Below are 22479 nucleotides of genomic sequence, written 5' to 3'. Positions count from 1 at the left end.
TAGTATTAAAAGTGCATTATAAACAAATATGATTAATAAAGAGTTAATTTAAAATAGATAAATTTTAAAATTTATAAGCAAAAAGTACTAAAATAGCTATTTTTTTAAGCTATTTTTTAGTATAATCGCGAAAATTTATATCAAAGAGAATCAATGAGAGACATTAGAAATATCGCTGTAATTGCGCACGTTGACCACGGTAAAACTACATTAGTAGATGAGTTATTAAAACAATCAGGTACGTTTTCTTCGCACCAAAATGTAGATGTAAGAGTAATGGATAGTAATGCTATTGAAAAAGAAAGAGGGATTACAATTCTTTCTAAAAATACTGCTATTGATTACGAAGGGGTGAGAATTAATATTATTGATACTCCAGGACACGCCGATTTTGGTGGAGAAGTTGAGAGGGTTTTAAAAATGGTTGATTCTGTTTTATTACTTGTTGATGCTCAAGAGGGTGTTATGCCTCAAACAAAATTCGTTGTAAAAAAAGCTCTATCTTTAGGACACAGACCAATCGTTGTTATCAATAAAATTGATAAACCAGGTGGAGATCCAGATAGAGTTGTAGATGAAGTATTTGACCTTTTTGCTCAAATGGGTGCAACAGATGAACAATTAGAATTCCCAGTTGTTTATGCAGCAGCAAGAGATGGATATGCAAAATTAGCTTTAGAAGATGAAAGCAAAGATTTAACACCATTATTTCAAACTATTTTAACAGAAGTTCCAAAACCTGAAGGTTCTGATGAAAATGGTTTACAACTTCAAGTATTTACACTTGATTACGATAACTTCATTGGAAAAATTGGAATCGCTAGAATCTTTAATGGTACTATTTCAATGGGTGAAACTGTTGTTTTATGTAAAGCAGATGGCGAAAAAGTAAAAGGAAGAGTTTCTAAACTTATCGGATTTAAAGGTATGGAAAGATTTGATATTAAAACAGCTGGAACAGGTGATATTATTGCCGTTGCTGGTTTTGAAACTATTGATGTTGGGGATTCTTTATGTGATCCATTAAATCCAATGCCTCTTGACCCTATGCATATTGAAGAGCCAACTTTATCAGTTACATTTGCTGTTAATGATTCTCCATTAGCTGGAACTGAAGGTAAATTTATTACTTCAAATAAAATTAACGAAAGATTAGCTGCTGAAATGAATACTAATATTGCTATGAATTATGAGCAAGTTGGTGAGGGTAAATTTAAAGTTAACGGAAGAGGGGAATTACAAATTTGTATTCTTGCTGAAAATATGAGAAGAGAAGGTTTTGAATTCTGTATTGGAAGACCTGAGGTTATTACAAAAATTGAAGATGGTGTTAAAACTGAACCATTTGAGCATTTAGTAATCGATTTACCTGATGAACATACAGGTGCAATTATTGAAAAACTTGGAAAAAGAAAAGCTAATATGACTAATATGGTACCAATGGGTGCTGGTTATACAAGACTTGAATTTGAAATCCCAGCTAGAGGTTTAATTGGTATTAGAACTGAGTTCTTAACTGAAACTAAAGGTGAGGGTGTTATGAATCACTCATTCTTAGATTTTAGACCATACTCAGGAATGGTTGAATCTAGAAAATATGGAGCATTAGTTTCTATGGAAGCTGGAGAAGCTGTTGGTTATTCAATTTTCAACTTACAAGATAGAGGAATTATGTTCGTTAAACCTCAAGATAAAGTATATGTTGGAATGGTAATTGGTCAACATGCAAAAGACAATGATTTAGATGTTAACCCAACTAAAGGGAAAGCTCAATCAAATGTTAGATCTTCAGGTGCTGATGAAGCTATTAAATTAGTTCCACCAAGAAATATGTCTTTAGAAAATGCTTTAGAGTGGATTGAAGAAGATGAATCAGTTGAGATTACACCTATTTCTGTAAGAGTTAGAAAAAGAGAATTAGATCCAACTATTAGAAAAAGAACTGCAAAAAAAGAGAAATATAACTAATTTATATTTTTTTAATTGTTTTATAAAAGAGGAAGGATATTTTATCCTTCCTCTTTTTTTTTGATAACAAAAAATAATCATTTACTTATGTATAGTAATTATACAATCAAATTGTTGGGTAATAAAATAATTTAGTTTATTTTTAGACAAATGAGACTAGAATTTATATAGTTCAGGAGGTGTAATTTGAGTAATGAAAAAAATAGTGTATCTGAAGTTTTTTGGGAAACATTTTCAAACCAAGATAGACAAAAAATAAAAGAGTTCCAGAAGTATATGGATAAGTTTGCTGTTAATTTCAATCTTTACAAAGATGGAAATTTTATCGAGAGATCTTTACCTTTTGATGTAATTCCTCGAATTATAGAAACCAAAGAGTTTGATATAATCGATAAAGGATTAAGTCAAAGAATAAGGGCTTTAAATCTATTCTTAGAAGATTTATATACTACAAAAAATATTGTTAAAGACAATATAATTCCTGAAGAGTTTATTTATCAAGCAAAAGGTTATTTAAAAGAACTTCATGGATTTTCTCCTTCTAAAAAAATTCGTACACATATAAATGGAATTGATTTAGTAAAAGATACTGTTTCTGATAAATGGGTTATTTTAGAAGATAATTTGAGAGTTCCAAGTGGAGCTAGTTATCCTTTATCTATTCGAGATATTTATAGAAAAATTTATCCAACTTTTTTTGAAAAACTAAAAATTAAGCCCATAAAAGAGTATCCATCAATGTTGTTAGAATCTATGGATTATGTAAATTGTGGTGGAATAAATGTTGTTTTAACTCCTGGAAGATTTAACTCAGCATATTATGAACATGCATATTTAGCAAAAAAAATAGGCGCTCAACTTGTAAGAAATGATGAACTAATCGTTCAAAATAAAATTTTATTTTTCAAAAATTATGATGGAAGATTAGTTCGTGTGGGAGCTGTTTATAGAAGATTAGATGATGAATTTTTAGATCCGAAATTTTTTAATTCTGAGAGTTTAATTGGAGTTCCAGGAATTATGGAAGTATATTTAGCTGGAAATGTAGCGATTATGAATGCCCCTGGAAATGGAGTTGCTGATGATAAAGGTATTTATTATTTTGTTCCAAAAATGATTAAGTATTATTTAGGAGAAGAACCTTTATTAGATAATGCACCTACATATTTGCCTTATTTCAAAGAGGATAAAAAATACATTTTTGACAATATGGAAAAATTGGTAATTAAAGATGTTGCTGAAGCTGGAGGTTATGGAGTAATGTTTGGACATGCCATGACAAAAATTCAGTTAGCAGATTTAAAAACAATTATTGAAGCAAATCCTAGAAGATTTATTGCTCAAGAATTAATAGAATTTTATGATGAAGAGTGTTATTTAAATGATGAAATAGTTCCTAGAAAAGCTGATTTTAGAGCTTATGTTGTAATGAGTGATGAACCAAAAGTTTGGAAATGTGGACTGACAAGATATGCTATGGAAGCTGGAAATTATTTAGTGAATTCATCTCAAGGTGGTGGATTTAAAGATACTTGGGTTATGGAGGCATAAAAATGGAGCAATTATTAACTGCAAATGTAGCATCTAATTTATATTGGTTTGGAAGATATTTAGAAAGAATTGAAGCAATATTACTTGAAGTAGTTGATGCTTTTGATAAGATTATTGATACAAATAAAGATAGTGGTAAAGAAATTTACAAAAAATTGGGAATTGATTTAGAGTATTTAGATGCAAAGAATTTTTTAAATGAAGCAGTTTTTGGAAACCATCATGCTAATTTACATAATTTGATTAATTTTGCTAAAGAAAATGCAATTATTAGTAGAACAAATATGGATACTGAAGCTTTTGGTTCTGTTGTTGAATTGACTAATTTATTAAAACAGTCAGGTTTAGAAATTGATTGTAGATTTATTGATAAGGTTTTATCTTTAATTAGTGAAATTTGGGGTGAATTAACTAGAAAACAACATAGACAAGCAAGTGATTATTTTATTAGACTTGGGAAACTTGTTGAAAAAGTAGATTTTCACTTAAGACTAGGAAGAGATAAAGAGTTTTCATTAGTTGTAATGGAAGAAATAGATAAAATTGTAACAATCTTAGCACCAAATTCAAGATTTAGTCCCCATGATAAAAATGATTCTCATGAGGTAATAATGAATTCTATAAATGCCAAAATTAATAAAATAATAGTTGGGGATTAATGAACACAACAGAGATTTTCACATCCGAGTTACCAGTAGGTGAGAAATTATCTATAAAAAGAACAAGATTTGAACCACTTGAAAAAACTAATAATAAAATAAAAAGAATTTCAATTGTAAGTGGAATCCATGGAGATGAGCTAGAAGGTCAATTAGTAATATATCTTCTGGCTACTTGGCTTAAAAATAATAGTGATAAATTAAAAGGAATAGTTGATATTTATCCATCTGTTAACTCTTTGGGAGTTGATTCTATTACTAGAGGATTTCCTTTATATGATATTGATTTAAATAGAGCTTTTCCTGGAAGTTCAAATGAATTTTTACCAGGACAAGTTGTTTTTGCTTTAGCAAATGATGTAAAAGGAAGTGATATTGCTATTGATATTCATTCAAGTAATATTTTTTTACGAGAAATCCCCCAAATTAGAATAAATAAAGAGTTCTCAAAATCTACTTTACCACTTGCAAAAGAGTTAAATTGTGATTTTATTTGGATACATGATGCGGTTACCGTTTTAGAATCAACTTTTTCACATACAATGAACTCAATGGGTACAAAAACTTTGGTTGTTGAAATGGGTGTTGGAATGAGACTTACAAAAGCATATGGACATCAATTATTATTAGGTATTTTAAATCTTATGAAAAAAGAAGGAATACTTGAATGTAAAGAAGATTTTGTAACAAGAGAAGCTTTTAATTCAGAAGTTGGAGAAGTTTATTATTTAAATGCTCCTAAAAGTGGTTTATTTATTCCTGCTCTTGATCATTGTGCAATTATTAAAAAGAATGACAAAATTGGAGATATTGTGGACCCCTTAACTGGAACAATTTTTGCTACGCTAATTGCTCCAAATGATGGAATATTATTTACTTTAAGAGAATATCCTGTTGTTTACGAGGGTTCATTGATAGCTAGAATTTTTGGAGATAATAGTGGAAAAAATTGAAATATTAAGAATTGAATCACTAAGTCGCGCGCCTTTAGTTGTTGAGGGATATTTATTTAAAGGAACCAATCCAAAAGCTCCTAAAGTTGCCATCGTTGGGGCAATGGAAGGAGAATCAATTTTACCATTATATTGCTCTTCTGCAATGGTTGATTTTTTCAAAAATAAGATTGAGAAAGAGAAAATAAAAGGTGATGTTTTAATAATTCCATCAATTAATCATTATGCTTTAAACATTGGAAAAAGATTTTGGCCTTTGGATAATACAGACCTTAATATGATGTTTCCAGGTTATGAACAAGGTGAAACAACACAAAGAATTGCCAAAAAAATATTTGATGCAATTAATGGTTATGATTTTGGAATTATTTTAGAAAGACGACCCGATCCAGCTACTTGTTTACCATATATAAAACTTTTTAAAAGTGGATATGAAGATTTACCCAGTGCAAAAAAATTTGGTTTCAAAATGATTCATCATCGAACAATGAAATCAATAGATACTGTTACTTTGCAATATAATTGGCAGCTTTGGGGAACAAAGGCTTTTTCAATTATATGTCCAGGGGATAATCAAGTTGATAAAAAAATTGCAAGTCAAATAAATCAAGCGATGATAAGATTTATGGATAAAACAAAAATCATTGATTATCATATTTTTAATGGATATGAATCAACTGTAATTGATAGAAGTTCTATTGCTGTCGTAAAATCTCCACGAAGTGGTATTTTTATATCAAAAGAACTTCCTGGAAATTATGTATCAAAAGATCAAGTTATTGGTGAAATAGTTCACTCTTTAGAAGGTGAAATAATACACCAATTTTTGGCACCATGTAATGGAATGATTACTTGTTTTTATAGTAATTCTTTGATTTACGAACATGCCGTTGCTTTTAGAATTGCAAAGATTGGATAAAAGTGTGCTAATTAGATTACTTGCTATAATTAAATATTAGTAAAACAAATAATTAAATAGTTTTATATTAAAAAAATAATATAATAGTGGTATTAATTTATTAGGAAATCAAAATGATAAAAAACATCAATACAAAAATGAAACTATTATTGTTTCCATTTATGTTTATTGTAATAGTAGCGGTATCAGGATTTGTGTATATTCACTATAGTGATGTAGAAAAAGCAAGAAGCCAAGTAGCTATTGAAACAGAAGAATTTATTCAACAATTATTAAAAGGAAGAATTTCTGTATACCAATTTTTAAGAGCTCCAACAGAAGTAAATAAACAAAAAGTAGTAGATACTTTTAAAGATTTAGATACTCAAGTATCACAATTAAAAGAGATATTGATTTTTCAAAGAAATATAGACTTATGTAATGAAATTTTAGCTTCATCAAAAGAGTATATAAATAACTTTATAGTTGTTGATTCAATGTTAATTGAAAATCAAAAAAATGGTATTAAAGATGAAACAGATCAAATAAAAAATACTATTAAAACAATGTCAGAATCAGGACTTGTTTTAGAAGCTAAGATCATAGAAATAAATAAAAATGCTTTACAATTAAAAGAAGAAGCTCATAATTTACTAAATAATATTCTTATGATTTTAGTAATAGTTTCAATTTTGATTTTTATAATATTTTCTTTATTTATTTCAAGTATTGTTACAAAATCATTAAATGATTTTAAAAATGGGTTAATTTCTTTCTTCGATTATTTAAATAAAAAAACTACAAAAATTTCATTATTAGAAGATAGTGCAAAAGATGAGTTTGGTGAAATGGCAACTTTTGTAAATGAAAATATCAAACAAATAGAAAATACTCTAAATCAAGATGTAGAATTAATTGAAGATGCAAAAGTTGTAATGACAAGAGTAAATAATGGTTGGTATTCACAATTTATTGAAAAATCAACTTCAAATACTTCATTGGAAGAGTTTAAAAATAATGTAAATCAAATGATAAAAAGTACAAGAGATAGATTTGCAGAAGTTGATGATATTTTAGAACAATATGCAAAACTTAATTATTTAGAGACTTTAAATATGCACCCAAATGATGAAAGAGGTGGATTATTTGAAAAATTAGTAGTTGGAATTAATACTTTACAAAACTCAATTACTCAAATGTTAGTTGAAAATAAAACAAATGGGTTAACTTTAGATGAAAGTTCAAATATTTTACTTGTAAATGTTGATAAATTAAACCAAAGTTCAAATGAAGCAGCAGCTTCTTTAGAAGAAACAGCAGCAGCAATTGAAGAGATAACTTCTAACATTAGAAATAATACAGAAAATATTTCAAAAATGGCATTACTTTCAAATGAAGTAACAGCTTCTGCATCTCAAGGTGAAAATCTTGCAAACCAAACAACAATTTCTATGGATGAAATTAATACACAAGTAAATGCAATAAATGAAGCGATAAGTGTAATTGACCAAATAGCATTCCAAACAAATATTCTTTCATTAAATGCAGCCGTAGAAGCAGCAACTGCAGGAGAAGCTGGAAAAGGATTTGCAGTAGTTGCAGCAGAAGTAAGAAATCTTGCTTCAAGAAGTGCTGAAGCTGCTAAAGAGATAAAAAGTATCGTAGAAAATGCAACAAAAAAAGCAAATGATGGTAAAAAAATAGCTGGAAATATGATTGATGGATATAAACAGTTAAATGGGAATATTACGCATACAATAAATTTGATTCAAGATATTCAAAATGCTTCAAAAGAGCAGTTATTGGGAATTGAGCAAATAAATGATGCAGTAAATCAATTAGATCAACAAACACAACAAAATGCAGCAGTTGCTTCTCAAACTCATGATGTTGCAGTTTTAACAGATCAAATAGCAAAATTAGTTGTAGCAAATGCTGATGAAAAAGAATTCAAAGGTAAAAATGAAGTAAAAGCAAAAAATGTAAAATCAGCTGCAAAAGCTATACATAATGCTGAAAGTCATAATAAAATAGTAGCACCAAATGCAAATAAAATAACGCCAAAAACTGTAAAACATGAATCAAATCATGTTGTTTCTAAGCCTAATACAAAAGAGGATACAGAGTGGGAGAGTTTTTAAACTCTTCTAATCTGCTAAGATTTTAACATTAACTTTTACGCCTAAAGAACTATTTCCACTACTTTGAACAACACCTTTTAATGGTGAGATATCTAAATAATCTCTTCCATATCCTAAAATAATATACTCTTCATTTGGAATTTTATTATTTGTAGGGTCAAAATCAGCCCATCCAAAATCTGGAATATATACAGAAAACCATGCATGTGAAGCATCTGCACCAAAAAGTTTTTCTTTTCCTTGGGCTGGAATGGTTTGAATATAACCACTTACATATCGAGCCGGAATTCCAATACTTCTAAGTGCTGATATTGCAAATTGGGCAAAATCTTGACAAACTCCCTTTTTTTCTTTAAAAATAACTTCAATTGGAGTTGTAATATCACTAAAGCCTGATACAAATTTGAAATCATTAAAGATTCTCGCCATAAATTCATTACTTGCTTCAACAATATTTCTATTTTCACTAAAAGATTCTAAAATATATTTTTTTATTTCTATTGATGGCATTGGAATTAAATCAGTTTCAAATAAAAAATATTTTGCTAAAACATCATCTGGATGATAAGAACTAAGTCTTTGTTTTACTTCTTTTACAGTTATTTTTACTTCTTTTAATAAATCCAATTCTTTGTTGATTTCTTCTTTTATTCTTTCAACCCTTGAAGTTGCTATAACTTTAAGATTTTTATGGGCTTCTCTAATTAGCATAAAATTATTTGTATTGTCAAAATAATCAATAAATTCATTAGTTTCATAAGGAATAGGGTCTATTTTTAAAGAATATTCTAATAGTTTTTGAGTATTAGAATTTTTAGGTTTTAATCTTGCTAGATTATGACTAAAAGTTACAAGCGCAACATAATCAAATTTGGTTTCGTGGTATATTTCATAAATCATGTTTACTCATTGTAGTGTGAAAAATATGTTTTTGTTAATTCATCAGATGTTTTTGTTAATAATTCAGAAAGTATAGATAAAAATTTATCTAGTTCTTTATAAATATATTCATCTTCTGGAATTTCCAAAAGTTTTTGTGTATTTGTTAAAGTTATCATAGAAAACAGTTTAAATATAGGTTCTTCAAAACTGCTAAGATGTGAATTATCAATATTTTTTGGAAGTTCTTTTAAATCAGCAAGTAATTGATTTATAATATAAATTAATGATTTAGGATATTTTGTGTTAAAGATTAAAAAATCCAAGACATTTTCCAATGCCAAAGATGATTTATAATAAGCTCTATATGAGTTATAACTTTCATAAGAATTTAGCATAGAATCTAAGACATCATATTCGATTAATTTATCAAGTTTTTGGGTCAGAAGTGATCTTAATTTTGAAATTAATAGTTGTGAAACTTCTATTTTTGAACCAATATCAAATAAAATCAAACCTTGTTCTTTAAAGATACTTTCATCAATTAACTCTTTGTAAGCCATTAAATAAATCAAAAGTTTGTCAAGTTCGTTTATATGATCTTTATTTGAGAAAATCTCTTTTTTATTATAGTTATTCCATTCTCTTTGCATCTTCTCATAAATTCTCCATGCTTCCATGGTAAGAAGATTTTTAACACTTGCATTTAAATCTGAAAGCAGAGTAAGACTAAAACTAAGAGTTCCAGCTCTATTTTTATCTCTAATTAATGAGATTATCTCTTTCATTGGTACCAAAGTAGGTTTTTCATCTAAAAAGCCTGGATAACTCATTGTTAAATGAGTTAAAGCATTATTTAGGATTTTATTTGTTTGTGTTGAATTTGTATGATCATCATATCTATTTAGATTGAGCATACTTTTAAGATTAAATCTAATCATTCGAGCAGTTGTTATTGCTCTTGTTAAATATCTTCCTAACCAAAAAAGATTTTCTGCTCTTTTTGTTGAAATATTTTCTAATCTTGAATCAATAAAAGACCTATTTTTAAAAATACTATTTCCAGAAAAATCATCATCTTTTCCAAGAATCCATAAATCTTTACTTGTTCCACCTTTTTGGTTTGATACTACAAGTGAATCCTTTGATGGTGAAACTCTAATCAAACCTCCAGGCATTACATGATATTTTTCTTCATGTAAATAAGAAAAAGCTCTAATAACTGTATTTCTTGGTTCCACTCTACCTTTTGTAAAAGAAGGAGTTGTTGAGAAATCTATTATTTCTTGACCCACATAGTAGTTAGGATTATTTTGTATTTTTTCAATTAAATTTTTTAACTCTTCATCATTTAATTTATTTGCAAAATGAACTTCAATATTATCTGTTCTATCTATTTTTTTGATAATTAAATTTTTGATATTTCTAAGAACAAAATCAAGTTCTTTTTTTTGTCCACACCACCAAGTTGCTATTTGAGGTAAAATCAACTCTTCATCTAATAAAAATTTTGCAATATTTTTCATAAATGGATTTAGTCCAATATTTTCTAAAATACCAACTCCAATTGGATTTATCATTGAAAGATTATCTTTTCTAACTACATTTACAAGACCAGCAACTCCTAGTTGAGAATTGTTTTTTAATTCAAGAGGGTCGCAATATTGTGAGTCAACTCTTCTTATTAAAGTATCAACTTTTCGTAAACCATTTAAATTTTTTAGCCATAATTGGTTGTTTTTTACAAGTAAATCTTCCCCTTGAACAAGAGTTAAATCTAAAAAAGAACTAATATATGAATGTTCAAAATATGTTTCATTTAATGGTCCAGGCGTTAAAAGTGCAATTAGTGGATTATCATGATTTGATGAGGAGAGAGATTTTAACATATCTTTAAATCCCTCAATAAACTTTGCCATTTTTAAAATCTCAATATTTGGATATAAATCATTTGATATTGAGTTCATTGTAAGTCGATTTTCTATTGCATAACCAAGTCCTGATGGTGATTGGGTTCTGTCATTTATAACCCAAAACTTTCCATCAGGACCTCTACTTATGTCTGTTGCATAAAATCTCATTGAGTAATAATCTTTGTTTTCAAAGTTGAAAACTTCAGGTATAAAACTTTTATGAGCAAAAATGATTTCAGCAGGAACAATTCCCTCTTTAATTAATCTTTGCTCTGTATATAAATCTTTAAAAATTAGATTTAAAAGTTTAGCTCTTTGTTTTAAACCTTTTGAAATTTCTTCCCACTCTTGCGAAGTTAATACCAAAGGAATTGGATCTAAGTTCCATCTTCGATTAGTTCCCTCTGGATCATTGTAAATGTTATAGGTAACTCCATTATCTTCAAGCCGCCAATCAATTTCTGTCTGTTTAAGTTCAAGTTGTTTGATACCAGCTTTTTCCAAACCATCTATAATATCAACCCAATGGGGTCTTATTGTACAAGAGTTATCAAACATCTCATCAAATGATGATTCTAACTTACAACTATCAAAAATTGACATCTATTTTTTTATCCACCTTTGTCTTAAATCTAATGTATGTGGGTACTCTTTGTTTTTTGGCATTTCTTTAAAAAGAAGTTTTTTACTTCCTTTTGTATTCGTTAAAGTTCTAGTTGCTTCCACTGCAAAAATAGAGTTTGCTTCTGCTGAAAGAGAAGGTTCATAAGCTTCAAGCTCACCTTGTGAGTGATTAAAATCCCAATATCTATTTATCCTTCTTGATTCGGCTTCATAAGAATTTACAGGGAATGTATCATAACTTCTTCCCCCTGGATGTGCAACAAAATAGTTGAATCCACCAATAGATCTAGTATTCCATTTATCTATTATATCGAAAGTTAAAGGTGTATCTACTTTAATGGTTGGATGTAGAGCTGACCAAGGTTGCCAAGCTTTATATCTAACTCCACTTACATATTCACCCTCAATATCGGTTTTAGAAAGTGGAACTTGCACACCATTACAAGTTACGATGTATCTTTCTTCATTAAAATTAGCAATTTTAATTTGTAACCTTTCAACTGATGAGTCAACATATCTTGATGTTCCTTGTGAACTTGATTCTTCACCCAAAACATTCCATGGTTCAATTGCTGATCTAATTTCAACTGGCATTGATTCTATCATTGTCATTCCATATAATGGGAATCTAAACTCAAAAAATGGGTCAAACCAATCAAGTTTAAACTCATAACCCTCATCATTTAAGTATTGAACAACACTTCTTAAATCCTCTTTTACATAATGCTCAAGTAAAAATTTATCATGTAATCTTGTTCCCCATCTAACTAAATCATGTTTATATGGTTTTTTCCAAAAACAAGATACTAAAGCTCGAACTAATAACATTTGTAAAAGTGCCATTTGAGAGTGAGGAGGCATATCAAAAGCTCGAAGTTCTAAAATACCTAATCTTCCAGTGCTTGAATCAGGTGAATATAATTTATCTATACAAAACTCACTTCTATGAGTATTCCCTGTAATATCTGTGAGCATATGTCTAAATAATCTATCAGTTAACCAAAAAGGAACATCTGTGCTTTCTGGAATTTGTGAAAAGGCAATTTCTAATTCATAAAGATTTTCAGCTCGTCCCTCATCAACTCTTGGAGCTTGAGAAGTTGGACCTATAAATGCACCTGAAAAAAGATATGATAAACCAGGATGGTGTTGCCAAAATGTGATTAAACTTCTAAGTAATTGAGGATTTCTTAATAGTGGAGAATCACTAGGTTTCATTGCTCCAATTGTTACATGGTTACCACCACCTGTTCCTGTATGTCTTCCATCAAGCATAAACTTTTCAGTTCCAAGTCTACAAAGTCTTGCATCTTCATAAAGTGCAAGAAGATTATCGCTTAGTTCTTTCCATGAAGATGTTGGTTGAATATTTACTTCAATAACACCAGGATCAGGAGTTACTTTTATTCTATCTGTTCTTAAATCATGAGGAGGTTCATAACCTTCAATTATTACAGCTAGATTTAACATTTCAGCTGTTTGTTCAATCGAAGCTATTAAATCTAAAAATACTTCTGTATCTTCAATTGGAGGTAAGAAAATACAAAGTTTGTCATCTCTTATTTCAGAACTAATTGCAGTTCTTACAAAAGCATTTGAATTATATTTTGGAGTTGTTTTTTTGCTAGTTTTTTTAGCTCTTTTTTTAACATCTTTAATATAATCACCAAGTTGTGGAGCAAATGCAAAAAGGTCTGTTTCAAAACTTTTTTCTAATTCAACAGGAGGTTTTACTATTAATGATTCTAATGGAAGTCTTAATCCCAATGGTGAATTTCCAGCACTTAGAAATAGGTGATTTCTTCTAAATTCCCATTTTGAACTTATCCATTTTGAAACACCAAAATTTAAAGGTAAAACATATCCAACTTCATTGTTTAATCCTTGAGCTAATTTATCAGCTATTGTTTTTCTTTCAAGTGGATCTTTTAAATCATATTTTAAAGGGTCAATATCAAGAGGAAGTTCAGCTTCTTTCATAATATAATAAATTGGGTCTTCAAAAGCTGGAAGAATATTTTCATCACTAACTCCTAAAACTAAAGCTAAAGTTGATAAAAAGTTTTTAGCATCCTTTGAAGTATAAGCAAAAACATCATTTTTATTTGCCAGAAGTTTTGGGTTTTCCCAAACTGGTTTTTTATCTTTTCTCCAATAAATAGTCGTTTGCCATCTTTGAAGTGGTTCCCCTGGGTACCATTTTCCTTGAGCGTGATGTAAAAGTCCACCAGTTGTTGATGTTTCTAAAAGTCTTCTTGATAGTTTTGTAGCTAACTCTCTTTTATGCTCACCATCTGCTTCACTATTCCATTGAGGTGATTCCATATCATCAATAGATACAAAAGTTGGCTCTCCACCCATTGTTAGACGAACATCATTTTTTACTAAATCTTTATCAACTTTAAATCCTAAGTTATAAATTGCATCCCATTGTTCTTGTTTATATGGTTTTGTAACCCTTGGAGATTCAAAAATTCTTGTAACTTTATTTTCAAATTCAAATTTAGTTTCACATTTATCACTAAATCCTTCAATTGCATGTGCGCTATCAAAATGAGGAGTACAAGCTAATGGAATGTGACCTTCTCCTGCAAAAAGTCCACTTGTACTATCAAGTCCAACCCATCCAGCACCTGGAATATAAACTTCTGTCCATGCGTGTAAATCGGTAAAGTCAGCTTCTGGACCACTTGGTCCATCCAGTGATTTAACATCAGCTGTTAATTGAACCAAATATCCAGATACAAATCTAGCTGCAAGTCCTAAATGTCTTAAAACTTGTACAAAAAGCCAAGCTGAATCTCTACAAGAACCTAACTTCTTTTCTAAAGTAGTTTTACAAGTTTGAACACCTGTTTCTAGTCTTACAGTGTAGTTTACATATTGGTTAATTTTTTGATTAACTTCTACTAAAAAATCAATAATAGGTTTTTCACTTTTATCAATACTCTCTACAAATTCTTTTAAAAGTTTACCTTCTTCATTGATTTTAAGATAAGGTTTTAGCTCTTTTTTTAACTCTTTTTTATATTCAAAAGGAAAGTTTGTTGCACTTTCTTCAACGAAAAAGTCAAAAGGATTTAATGTGATTAAATCAGCAATAATTTCAACATCAATAAAAAACTCTTTTGTTTTTTCAGGAAATACTACCCTTGCTTGATAGTTTCCAAATGGGTCTTGCTGCCAATTTAAGAAGTGATTATCAGGTTTTATATTTAACGAATAAGCTTCAATTGGAGTTCTACTATGAGGTGCTGGTCTTAGTCTTATAATATGTGGAGATAATGATATAGGTTTATCATATTTATAGTGAGTTTTATGGGAAATAACTACTTTTAAAGACATTTTAAAATCCTTTTATTTTTTAATTGAAATCATTATACATGAATAAAATGAGTAAATTTATTAAATAGCTGTATAGTAAGTGTTACAGCCTAAGATTAAGAAAGTTTTAGAATAGTTATTTCGCTACTAGCGCCCAATCTCATGGGTGGACCCCAAAATCCTGTGCCTTTATTTACATAAACTTGTGTAAATTCATTGTGTTGATGAAGACCTTTTATATAAGGTTGTTGTAGTTTTACTAAAAAATTAAATGGAAAAATTTGTCCACCATGAGTATGACCACAAAGGACTAAATCTATTCCTTTTGTAGTTTCAAGTTCAGTAACATATTTTGGTTGATGAGCTAATAAAATAGTGGGTTGATTAGTTGTATTTTCTAAAGCTTTATTTATATCTGGTTTGTATGAACCATATTTATTTCCAAACCAATCATAAACTCCACAAAGATTAAACCCTTTATCTTTTTCTCCAATATAAACATTTTCATTTTCTAAAGTTCTAATTCCCAATGAGTTCACATAATCAATAATTGGTTTAACGCCATGAAAATATTCATGGTTTCCAACTATAAAAAAAGTTCCATATTTTGATTGTATGTTTTTAAGTTCATTAAGAGCAGGGGTTGCATATTCTAATTTTGTATCAACTAAATCACCCGTAATTACAACTGCATCAGCATTTAATATATTAATTTTATTTACGAGGGATTTTATAAAGTTTTTATCAATCAATCCACCAATGTGAATATCGCTTATTTGAATAATATTATAAGGTTGGGCTAAATTGTTTATTTTTACATCAACAAGTTCAATTTGTACATTTTTTGCATTATCCATAGCTTTTGCATTTGTGGCAATTACTAAAGAAATGGCTCCAATATCTAGACCTTTTTTGAAAAATTCTCTTCGATTTTTTTTGAATGGTGTTTTGTTAATTCCAAAAGAGATGATTTCATGTAATAAAGTAATAATAAATGTTAAAAAAATCACCCCAATTGGCAAGGAAAGAACAAAATAGAGCCAATTTGGCACTAGTGGAAAATATCTAGCCATTGGGTATAAAATTACACCCAAAAAAGTGATATATAAAATTAGGCTAAGATATTTTTTCGTCTTATAAGTAAAATCGAGTTTATTTATAAGACGCTTTTTTATTATCAAAGATTGAAAAGCAAAAGCAACAAAAAAAATTAAAAAAAACAATATGAAATTCATTTAGGATTGTAAGCTTTTTAGGTTAATGAAGTTTAAATGAATTATGTAGTATTTGTGTAGTTTTGAAATTAATCTTCAAAAGGTTCAAAAAAGCCGATATTTATGGATTTAATATTGAAAAGATATTTTCTTAATCCCATCAACTAAATTTTGTATCTCTTGTTTTGTTTGTGAAAAATGAATAGAAACTCTAACCCATCCTGGACGATTGTTCATATCTAATTCTTCTATTCCTAATAAATCATGTCCATAAGGACCAGCACATGAACATCCAGCTCTTGTTTGGAAGTTATTTTCTAAAGATAAACGATTACATAATTCATAAGGGTTTAATCCTTTTATATTAAACGAGATTATTCCAATATTTGAAGCTTCTTGATTTCCATAAATCTCACAATTTGGAATTTTTTTTAGTTCACTTATGAAATACTCTTTTAGTTCATCTTTTTGTTTTTTTATTAATTCAAAACCTATTTCATTTCTTAATTGATAAGCTAACGATGCTCTTATAAATTGTAAAATCGGTGGAGTTCCTGCGTCTTCTCTTTCTTCTATTCCTTTTTTATAGGTTTGTGAAGTTTTATTTACATATTCAACAGTTCCACCACCTGAAAATGATGGTGCTATAGTTGTATCAACTAATGATTTTTTAATCACTAATAAACCACAAGATGCTGGACCTCCAAGAAGTTTGTGTGGTGACATAAATAAAGCATCATAAAGATGACAAGGAATATTCATATATGGACTTGAAGCAGCGGCATCAAAACAAACTACTGCATTATAAGTTCTTAGTAGTTTAGAGATTTCTTCATAGGGAGTGATAATTCCAGTTACATTTGACGCTACGCAAAATGAAGCTATTATTTCTCTATTTTTATTTTCTTCAAGTACAACTTTAAGATGATTTAAGTCTATTAAACCATCTTTATCTAAATTTATTCTTTTAACTTCACAAAAAGCTTCTCTAAAAGAAACTTCATTTGAGTGGTGTTCGTAAGGTCCAACTATTACTAATGGAGCAGTTCTTTTATTTATTTGAAGAGCAAATCTTTTTTTAGTTGCAGGAGGAATATAAAGTCCCATTAATTCTTGAAAATGTTTAATGGCAGCAGTTGTTCCATAACCACTTGGAAGAATTGCAAAATCATCTGTAAGTTCTAAATTTTTTACTAAACTACTTCTTGCTAATTCATAATAATTTGTAGTTTTATCGGCATTTGAAGCCTCTTTAGAGTGAGTATTTGCATAAGTTTCAAGTACATCATGGATTCTATTTTCTATTTGTCTAAAAGCTAATCCTGATGCTGTATAGTCAAAATACTCTTTTTTATTTTTCCCAATAGTGTTGTATCTAATAAAATTTAACACATCGGTGTTTTCATTTAAAAAAGGTCTAAAAATATTTTTGTTCATGTTTATTTGCTCATTTAGATTATACTTAGTTATTAATATTATAATTTTATATTATTTTAGATAAGAATCATATTTAAGAAGCTAAATATGCATTATTATCTTTTGAAATTATGGCATTATATAAAAAATAGTTAATTAAAGGAATTCTTTTGGATTGGAATAATTTATTATGCAAAAAAAGATTTTATAGTTTTGAAGAAATTAAAGTTGATAAATATGATGATTTTTATAGAAATAGTTTTCACAAAGATTATGACAGAATAATATTTTCTAATTCTTTTAGAAGATTATCAAAAAAAACGCAAGTTCACCCTTTATCAAAAAATGACCATGTTCATAATAGACTAACTCATAGTTTAGAAGTAGCAAGTGTTGGAAGAAGTTTGGGTTTAAGAGCTGGAGAATTTTTAAATAAGAAATTTCCAGAAATCAAGGTAAATCCTTATGATATTGCATACATTGTCCAAACAGCTTGTTTATCTCATGATATAGGAAATCCTCCTTTTGGTCATGCTGGTGAAGAAGTTATAAAAGAGTGGTTTAAAAATCATAAGAAAAAAAAGTATTTAAAAACACTATCAAAGAAAAAGATGAATGATTTTTTACATTTGGATGGGAATGCTCAAAGTTTTAGAATAGTGAGTCAACTTGAAAATAATATGTTTTCAGGTGGAATCAGTTTAACTTTTGCAACTCTTGGAACATTGATAAAATATCCTTATTCTTCTGCTAATTGTAAAATTAGTGGTAAATCGAAATTTAATTATTTTCAAAGTGAAAAAGATTTTTTTAAATCCGTTTTTGATGAACTTAAGCTTGTAAAAGAAGATGGAACATATAAAAGACATCCGTTATCTTTTTTAATGGAAGCTTCTGATGATATTTGTTATGGGCTTCTTGATTTACAAGATGCTTTTGAATTGAATATAATAGATGAAAATGATGTTAGAAAAATATTTGAATTACTTTGTGAAGAAGAAATAGTTTCAAAAGTTTATGAAGAAAATATCTCTAAATTAAAAAAAGTTTCTAAACTTGTGGCAATTTCAATTGATAAACTAGCAAGACATGTAATGGAAGTTTTTGAAAGTAATTATGATGAAATAATAAGTGATAATCAACCTAGTGATTTAATAGATAGATTTTCGCATCAGAAATTAAAAGATGGTCTTAAAGAGGCTAAAAGATTAGCAAAAGATAAAATCTTTAATGAAAAAAGAAAAATAGAGTTAGAACTTGGAGCTTATAATATAATTGAAACTTTACTTAATAATTTAATTCCTGCAACTTATGAATTATATGAAAAAAAAGAGTTATCAAAACTTTCATTTAGAAATAAAAGAGCTTTAGAATTAATGGGAGAAGATTTACCAAATGAAGATAAATCTCTTTATACAATGTACCAAAGAGTTATTGATTATATTGTAGGAATGACAGATAATTACGCAAAATATGTGGCAAATCAATTAAATGGAATGGGAGATTAAAATCTTTTTATACAAAAGGATTAAAGTCTATTTTCTCAAGTTCAATAGCTAAATCATTTGCACTATTTGATAAGGCATCTAAAATTATGATATTTCCTTTATGGGTAATCTTGATTTTTGAAGCATTATATTTTTCAAGTAAAGATGTTAAATTATCTAGATTTGAACTTTGTATTGTTGAAGAACTAATTTTACAACCTATGTAACTTTGTTTTTCAATTTTACTTTTATTTATACCCATTCGTGGTTTTCTTGGGATTATTTGCTCTTTTATAAATAGATTTTTTCCTATTTTATAGTTTACAGTTGAGTTTAAAATATCGAAGAATTTATTTATTCCCCAGTTATTTACTAAAAATTCAAAAGAGCTATTTTGTGGATTTATTCTATCTCCAAAATCTTTGTAAATATTTGCAAGTGCAAGTGCAGTTTTTATAACTTGAGCAGGAGTTATATAACCAATTGTTTTATCTAAAACCTTTACACTAAAAACAATCTTATCTTTCGCATCTTTTGTTGCATTAAAACTAATATCAGGAGTAAACTGAACATTACATCCCTCTTCATAACCGCTTATTGCAATTTGAAGTTTATTTGGTAGATTTGAGAAGTTTTTATTTCCAATAAAAGTATCATTTAATTTATTCGCAAGTGGTTCAACATCAAATAATTGTGTATCATCTATTCCATTTACAGGACAAGTCAGAACTCTTCTTATTGTATGACCTGCTTCAAAATGAGTCTTTAAATTTACTTCTTGAAGAAGATTAAAGATATTTGGTAAATCATAAATTTTTAGATTTTTAAACTCAATTTTTTGTTCACTTGAAAAAATCAAAGTATCATCACTAAATTCTTTTGAGATTTGACTGAGTATTTTTAGTTGATTTAAATTTAGTTCTCCCAAAGATAGAGGAACTTTTAATTTAAAATATTCTTGTTTTTCATCTTGTGCGTAGATTCCGTACCATTTGAATCTTTCTAAGTCCGCTGGAGTAACAATTTCTCCAAAAATAGCATGTAAATAGATGTCTGCTAAGACATCTATTCCATCTTTTTCTTTTTTTATATTTTCTAAGTTTAGGTTTTGAGACATAAAATTTCTTAAAAAATTTCTTTTGCTTCCCAATGAGGGAAATGTTTTCTCACAAGAGAATTAAACTCAATTTCAAAATCAGAATATTGAGTATCTTTTTTACTTTGGTCAATTGATTTATTTCTAATCATTCCTGCACCAACTGTGTTATTTGTGATTCTATCAATGATGATAAAACTTCCCATAACTTTGTTTTTATCGTAAGCATCAAAAGCAATATTTTGTTCCAAATCTAGTTTTGCATGGGCAATTTCATTTAGATTTAAAACATTTGCTTCACTTTCTTCTAAAGTGTTTACATCTGTTTTATAATAAAATTTATCAATAGTTCCAACTGTTACTGTTGTTGCTCTTTTGATAAAATATTGTTTTCCTTTTATAAGTGGTTCTTCACTCATCCAAACAATATCTACATCTAAGTTAGCAGCATGGTCTGGTTGCTCGTCACTTTTTACAATCGTGTCACCTCTTGAAATGTCTATTTCATCATTTAGTGTTAAAGTAATTGCTTGTTGAGCGTAAGCGTATTGTAAATTTCCATCGTAAGTTACGATTTCTTTTACGCTTGAACTTTTTCCTGATGGTAAAACAGTGATTGGATCACCAACTTTTATAACTCCACTTGCAATCGTTCCACAAAATCCTCTAAAGTCTAAGTTAGGTCTATTTACATATTGAACAGGAAGTCTAAAGTGAACTAAATCTCTATCTTCATCAATTTTAATAGTTTCTAAAACATTCATTAAAGTTCCACCTTTATACCAAGGTGATTTAGGACTTATATTTACAACATTGTCTCCATTTAGTGCAGATAATGGAATCAAAGTAATATCTGTTGTCATTCCTAACTCTTTTGCAAATTCTAAATAAGAAGCGCAAATCTCGTTATATCTATCTTCACTAAAATCAACTAAATCCATTTTATTAACAGCAACTACAATATGGTGAATCCCAAGTAATTTTGCAATAAATGAGTGTCTTTTTGTTTGTGTTTGAATACCATATCTTGCATCTATTAAAATAATTGCTAAGTCTGCTGTTGAAGCACCTGTTGCCATATTTCTTGTGTATTGTTCATGACCTGGAGTATCTGCAATGATAAATTTTCTTTTATCAGTTGTAAAATATCTGTAAGCCACATCAATAGTAATACCTTGTTCTCTCTCAGATTGTAAACCATCAACTAAAAGTGCTAAGTCAAACTCGCCATCTGTAGTATTTGTTTTTTTACTATCATTTTTAATTGCTGCTAATTGGTCTTCAAAAATCATTTTAGAATCGTGTAATAATCTTCCAATTAAAGTAGATTTTCCATCATCAACGCTTCCACAAGTAATAAATCTCAATAGTTGTTTATTCTCATGTTCTTTTAAGTACGCCTCTATATCGTTAGCTATTTTTGTTTCTAATTGTGACATCCTAAAAGTACCCCTCTATTTTTTTCTTTTCCATTGATCCAGCTGAGTCATTATCAATAACTCTTCCTTGTCTTTCACTTGTTTTTGTTAATAACATTTCTTGAATAATTTCAGGTAGTGTTGTTGCATTTGAATCAACAGCACCTGTTAATGGATAACATCCAAGAGTTCTAAATCTTACCATTTCTTCTTTTATTACATCATCAGGACCTATTGGCATTCTTTCATCATCAACCATGATTTTTACACCATCTTTTTCAACAACTGGTCTTTTAGCTGCAAAATATAAAGGAACAATAGGAATTCCCTCAAGATAAATATATTGCCAAACATCAAGTTCTGTCCAGTTTGAAATAGGGAAAACTCTGATAGATTCATCTTTGTGAACTCTACCATTGTAAACATTCCAAAGTTCTGGTCTTTGATTTTTTGGATCCCATCTGTGGTTTTTATCTCTAAAAGAGTAAATTCTCTCTTTTGCTCTTGATTTTTCCTCATCTCTTCTCGCACCGCCAAAAACAGCATCAAATTTATATTTATTTAAAGCTTGTTTTAAACCTTGAGTTTTCATAACATCTGTATGAACCGCACTTCCATGTGTAAATGGTCCAATTCCTTGAGCAATTCCATCTGGATTTGTATGAATTAATAATTCAAATCCTTCTTCTTTTGCTCTTTGGTCTCTAAATGCAATCATCTCTTTAAATTTCCATAAAGTATCCACATGTAAAAGTGGAAATGGTAACTTTGCAGGTGCAAAAGCTTTTAATGCAAGATGTAACATAACAGCTGAATCTTTACCAACTGAATACATCATTACAGGGTTATTAAATTCTGCAACAACCTCTCTAATAATATGAATTGATTCAGCTTCTAGCTGTTTTAAATGAGTTAATCTTTCTGTACTTATCATCTAT

The 22479-nt window shown here is 28.7% G+C and carries 15 protein-coding genes; 7 read left to right on the top strand and 8 right to left on the bottom strand.

Annotated features, from left to right (window positions below; all coding sequences use genetic code 11):
* Positions 1-153 precede the first annotated feature (153 nt).
* The 6 genes from typA to B0174_RS02640 all read left to right on the top strand — a co-directional run bounded on the left by typA (position 154) and on the right by B0174_RS02640 (position 8170).
* Positions 154-1968, top strand: coding sequence for a translational GTPase TypA (gene typA / locus B0174_RS02665; RefSeq protein ID WP_108558105.1), 1815 nt, complete (start codon positions 154-156; stop codon positions 1966-1968).
* Positions 1969-2154: 186 nt separating this feature from the next.
* Positions 2155-3519: a circularly permuted type 2 ATP-grasp protein gene (locus B0174_RS02660; protein ID WP_108558104.1), complete on the top strand. Its 1365-nt coding sequence runs from the start codon at positions 2155-2157 to the stop codon at positions 3517-3519.
* 2 nt (positions 3520-3521) lie between these two features.
* Complete coding sequence (locus B0174_RS02655) at positions 3522-4178, top strand: alpha-E domain-containing protein (RefSeq protein WP_108558103.1); 657 nt, start codon at positions 3522-3524, stop codon at positions 4176-4178.
* On the top strand, positions 4178-5131 hold the full coding sequence (locus B0174_RS02650; protein WP_108558102.1) for a M14 family metallopeptidase: 954 nt from the start codon (positions 4178-4180) through the stop codon (positions 5129-5131). The genes B0174_RS02655 and B0174_RS02650 overlap by 1 nt, the downstream gene beginning before the upstream one ends.
* Entirely contained in the window at positions 5118-6050 is a 933-nt protein-coding gene (locus B0174_RS02645) for a M14 family metallopeptidase (RefSeq protein WP_108558101.1), read from the top strand. Before B0174_RS02650 ends, B0174_RS02645 begins: the two co-directional genes overlap by 14 nt.
* 113 nt (positions 6051-6163) lie before the next feature.
* Entirely contained in the window at positions 6164-8170 is a 2007-nt protein-coding gene (locus tag B0174_RS02640) for a methyl-accepting chemotaxis protein (protein ID WP_108558100.1), read from the top strand.
* A 6-nt stretch (positions 8171-8176) separates the two neighbouring features.
* Here the strand turns inward: B0174_RS02640 and B0174_RS02635 are convergent, their stop codons facing one another.
* The 5 genes from B0174_RS02635 to B0174_RS02615 form a co-directional block, all read right to left on the bottom strand.
* Positions 8177-9070: a transglutaminase family protein gene (locus B0174_RS02635; RefSeq protein ID WP_108558099.1), complete on the bottom strand. Its 894-nt coding sequence runs from the start codon at positions 9068-9070 to the stop codon at positions 8177-8179.
* A gap of 2 nt (positions 9071-9072) precedes the next feature.
* Entirely contained in the window at positions 9073-11565 is a 2493-nt protein-coding gene (locus B0174_RS02630; protein WP_108558098.1) for a circularly permuted type 2 ATP-grasp protein, read from the bottom strand.
* The gene (locus B0174_RS02625) at positions 11566-14931 is read right to left on the bottom strand and encodes a transglutaminase family protein (RefSeq protein WP_108558097.1); all 3366 of its coding nucleotides are present in this window, start codon (positions 14929-14931) and stop codon (positions 11566-11568) included.
* Between the two features lie 95 nt (positions 14932-15026).
* Positions 15027-15920, bottom strand: a complete 894-nt coding sequence (locus B0174_RS02620; protein ID WP_228156403.1) for a metallophosphoesterase — start codon at positions 15918-15920, stop codon at positions 15027-15029.
* Between the two features lie 333 nt (positions 15921-16253).
* Positions 16254-17561, bottom strand: a complete 1308-nt coding sequence (locus B0174_RS02615) for an aminotransferase class V-fold PLP-dependent enzyme (RefSeq protein ID WP_108558095.1) — start codon at positions 17559-17561, stop codon at positions 16254-16256.
* 149 nt (positions 17562-17710) lie between these two features.
* On the opposite strand from B0174_RS02615, the gene B0174_RS02610 reads away from it, so the two are divergent.
* Complete coding sequence (locus tag B0174_RS02610; RefSeq protein WP_108558094.1) at positions 17711-19048, top strand: deoxyguanosinetriphosphate triphosphohydrolase; 1338 nt, start codon at positions 17711-17713, stop codon at positions 19046-19048.
* A gap of 7 nt (positions 19049-19055) precedes the next feature.
* Here the strand turns inward: B0174_RS02610 and B0174_RS02605 are convergent, their stop codons facing one another.
* The 3 genes from B0174_RS02605 to cysD are packed head-to-tail and all read right to left on the bottom strand — an operon-like array spanning position 19056 to position 22475.
* Positions 19056-20144, bottom strand: coding sequence for a sulfite reductase (locus tag B0174_RS02605; protein WP_108558093.1), 1089 nt, complete (start codon positions 20142-20144; stop codon positions 19056-19058).
* Positions 20145-20152: 8 nt separating this feature from the next.
* The gene (gene cysN / locus B0174_RS02600) at positions 20153-21562 is read right to left on the bottom strand and encodes a sulfate adenylyltransferase subunit CysN (protein ID WP_108558092.1); all 1410 of its coding nucleotides are present in this window, start codon (positions 21560-21562) and stop codon (positions 20153-20155) included.
* A 1-nt stretch (position 21563) separates the two neighbouring features.
* Positions 21564-22475: a sulfate adenylyltransferase subunit CysD gene (cysD, locus tag B0174_RS02595; protein WP_265734933.1), complete on the bottom strand. Its 912-nt coding sequence runs from the start codon at positions 22473-22475 to the stop codon at positions 21564-21566.
* Between the last annotated feature and the right edge of the window lie 4 nt (positions 22476-22479).

This window comes from Arcobacter caeni (assembly GCF_003063245.1).
GTDB classification, from domain to species: domain Bacteria; phylum Campylobacterota; class Campylobacteria; order Campylobacterales; family Arcobacteraceae; genus Aliarcobacter; species Aliarcobacter caeni.
This window is presented reverse-complemented; position numbering and strand designations above follow the sequence as displayed.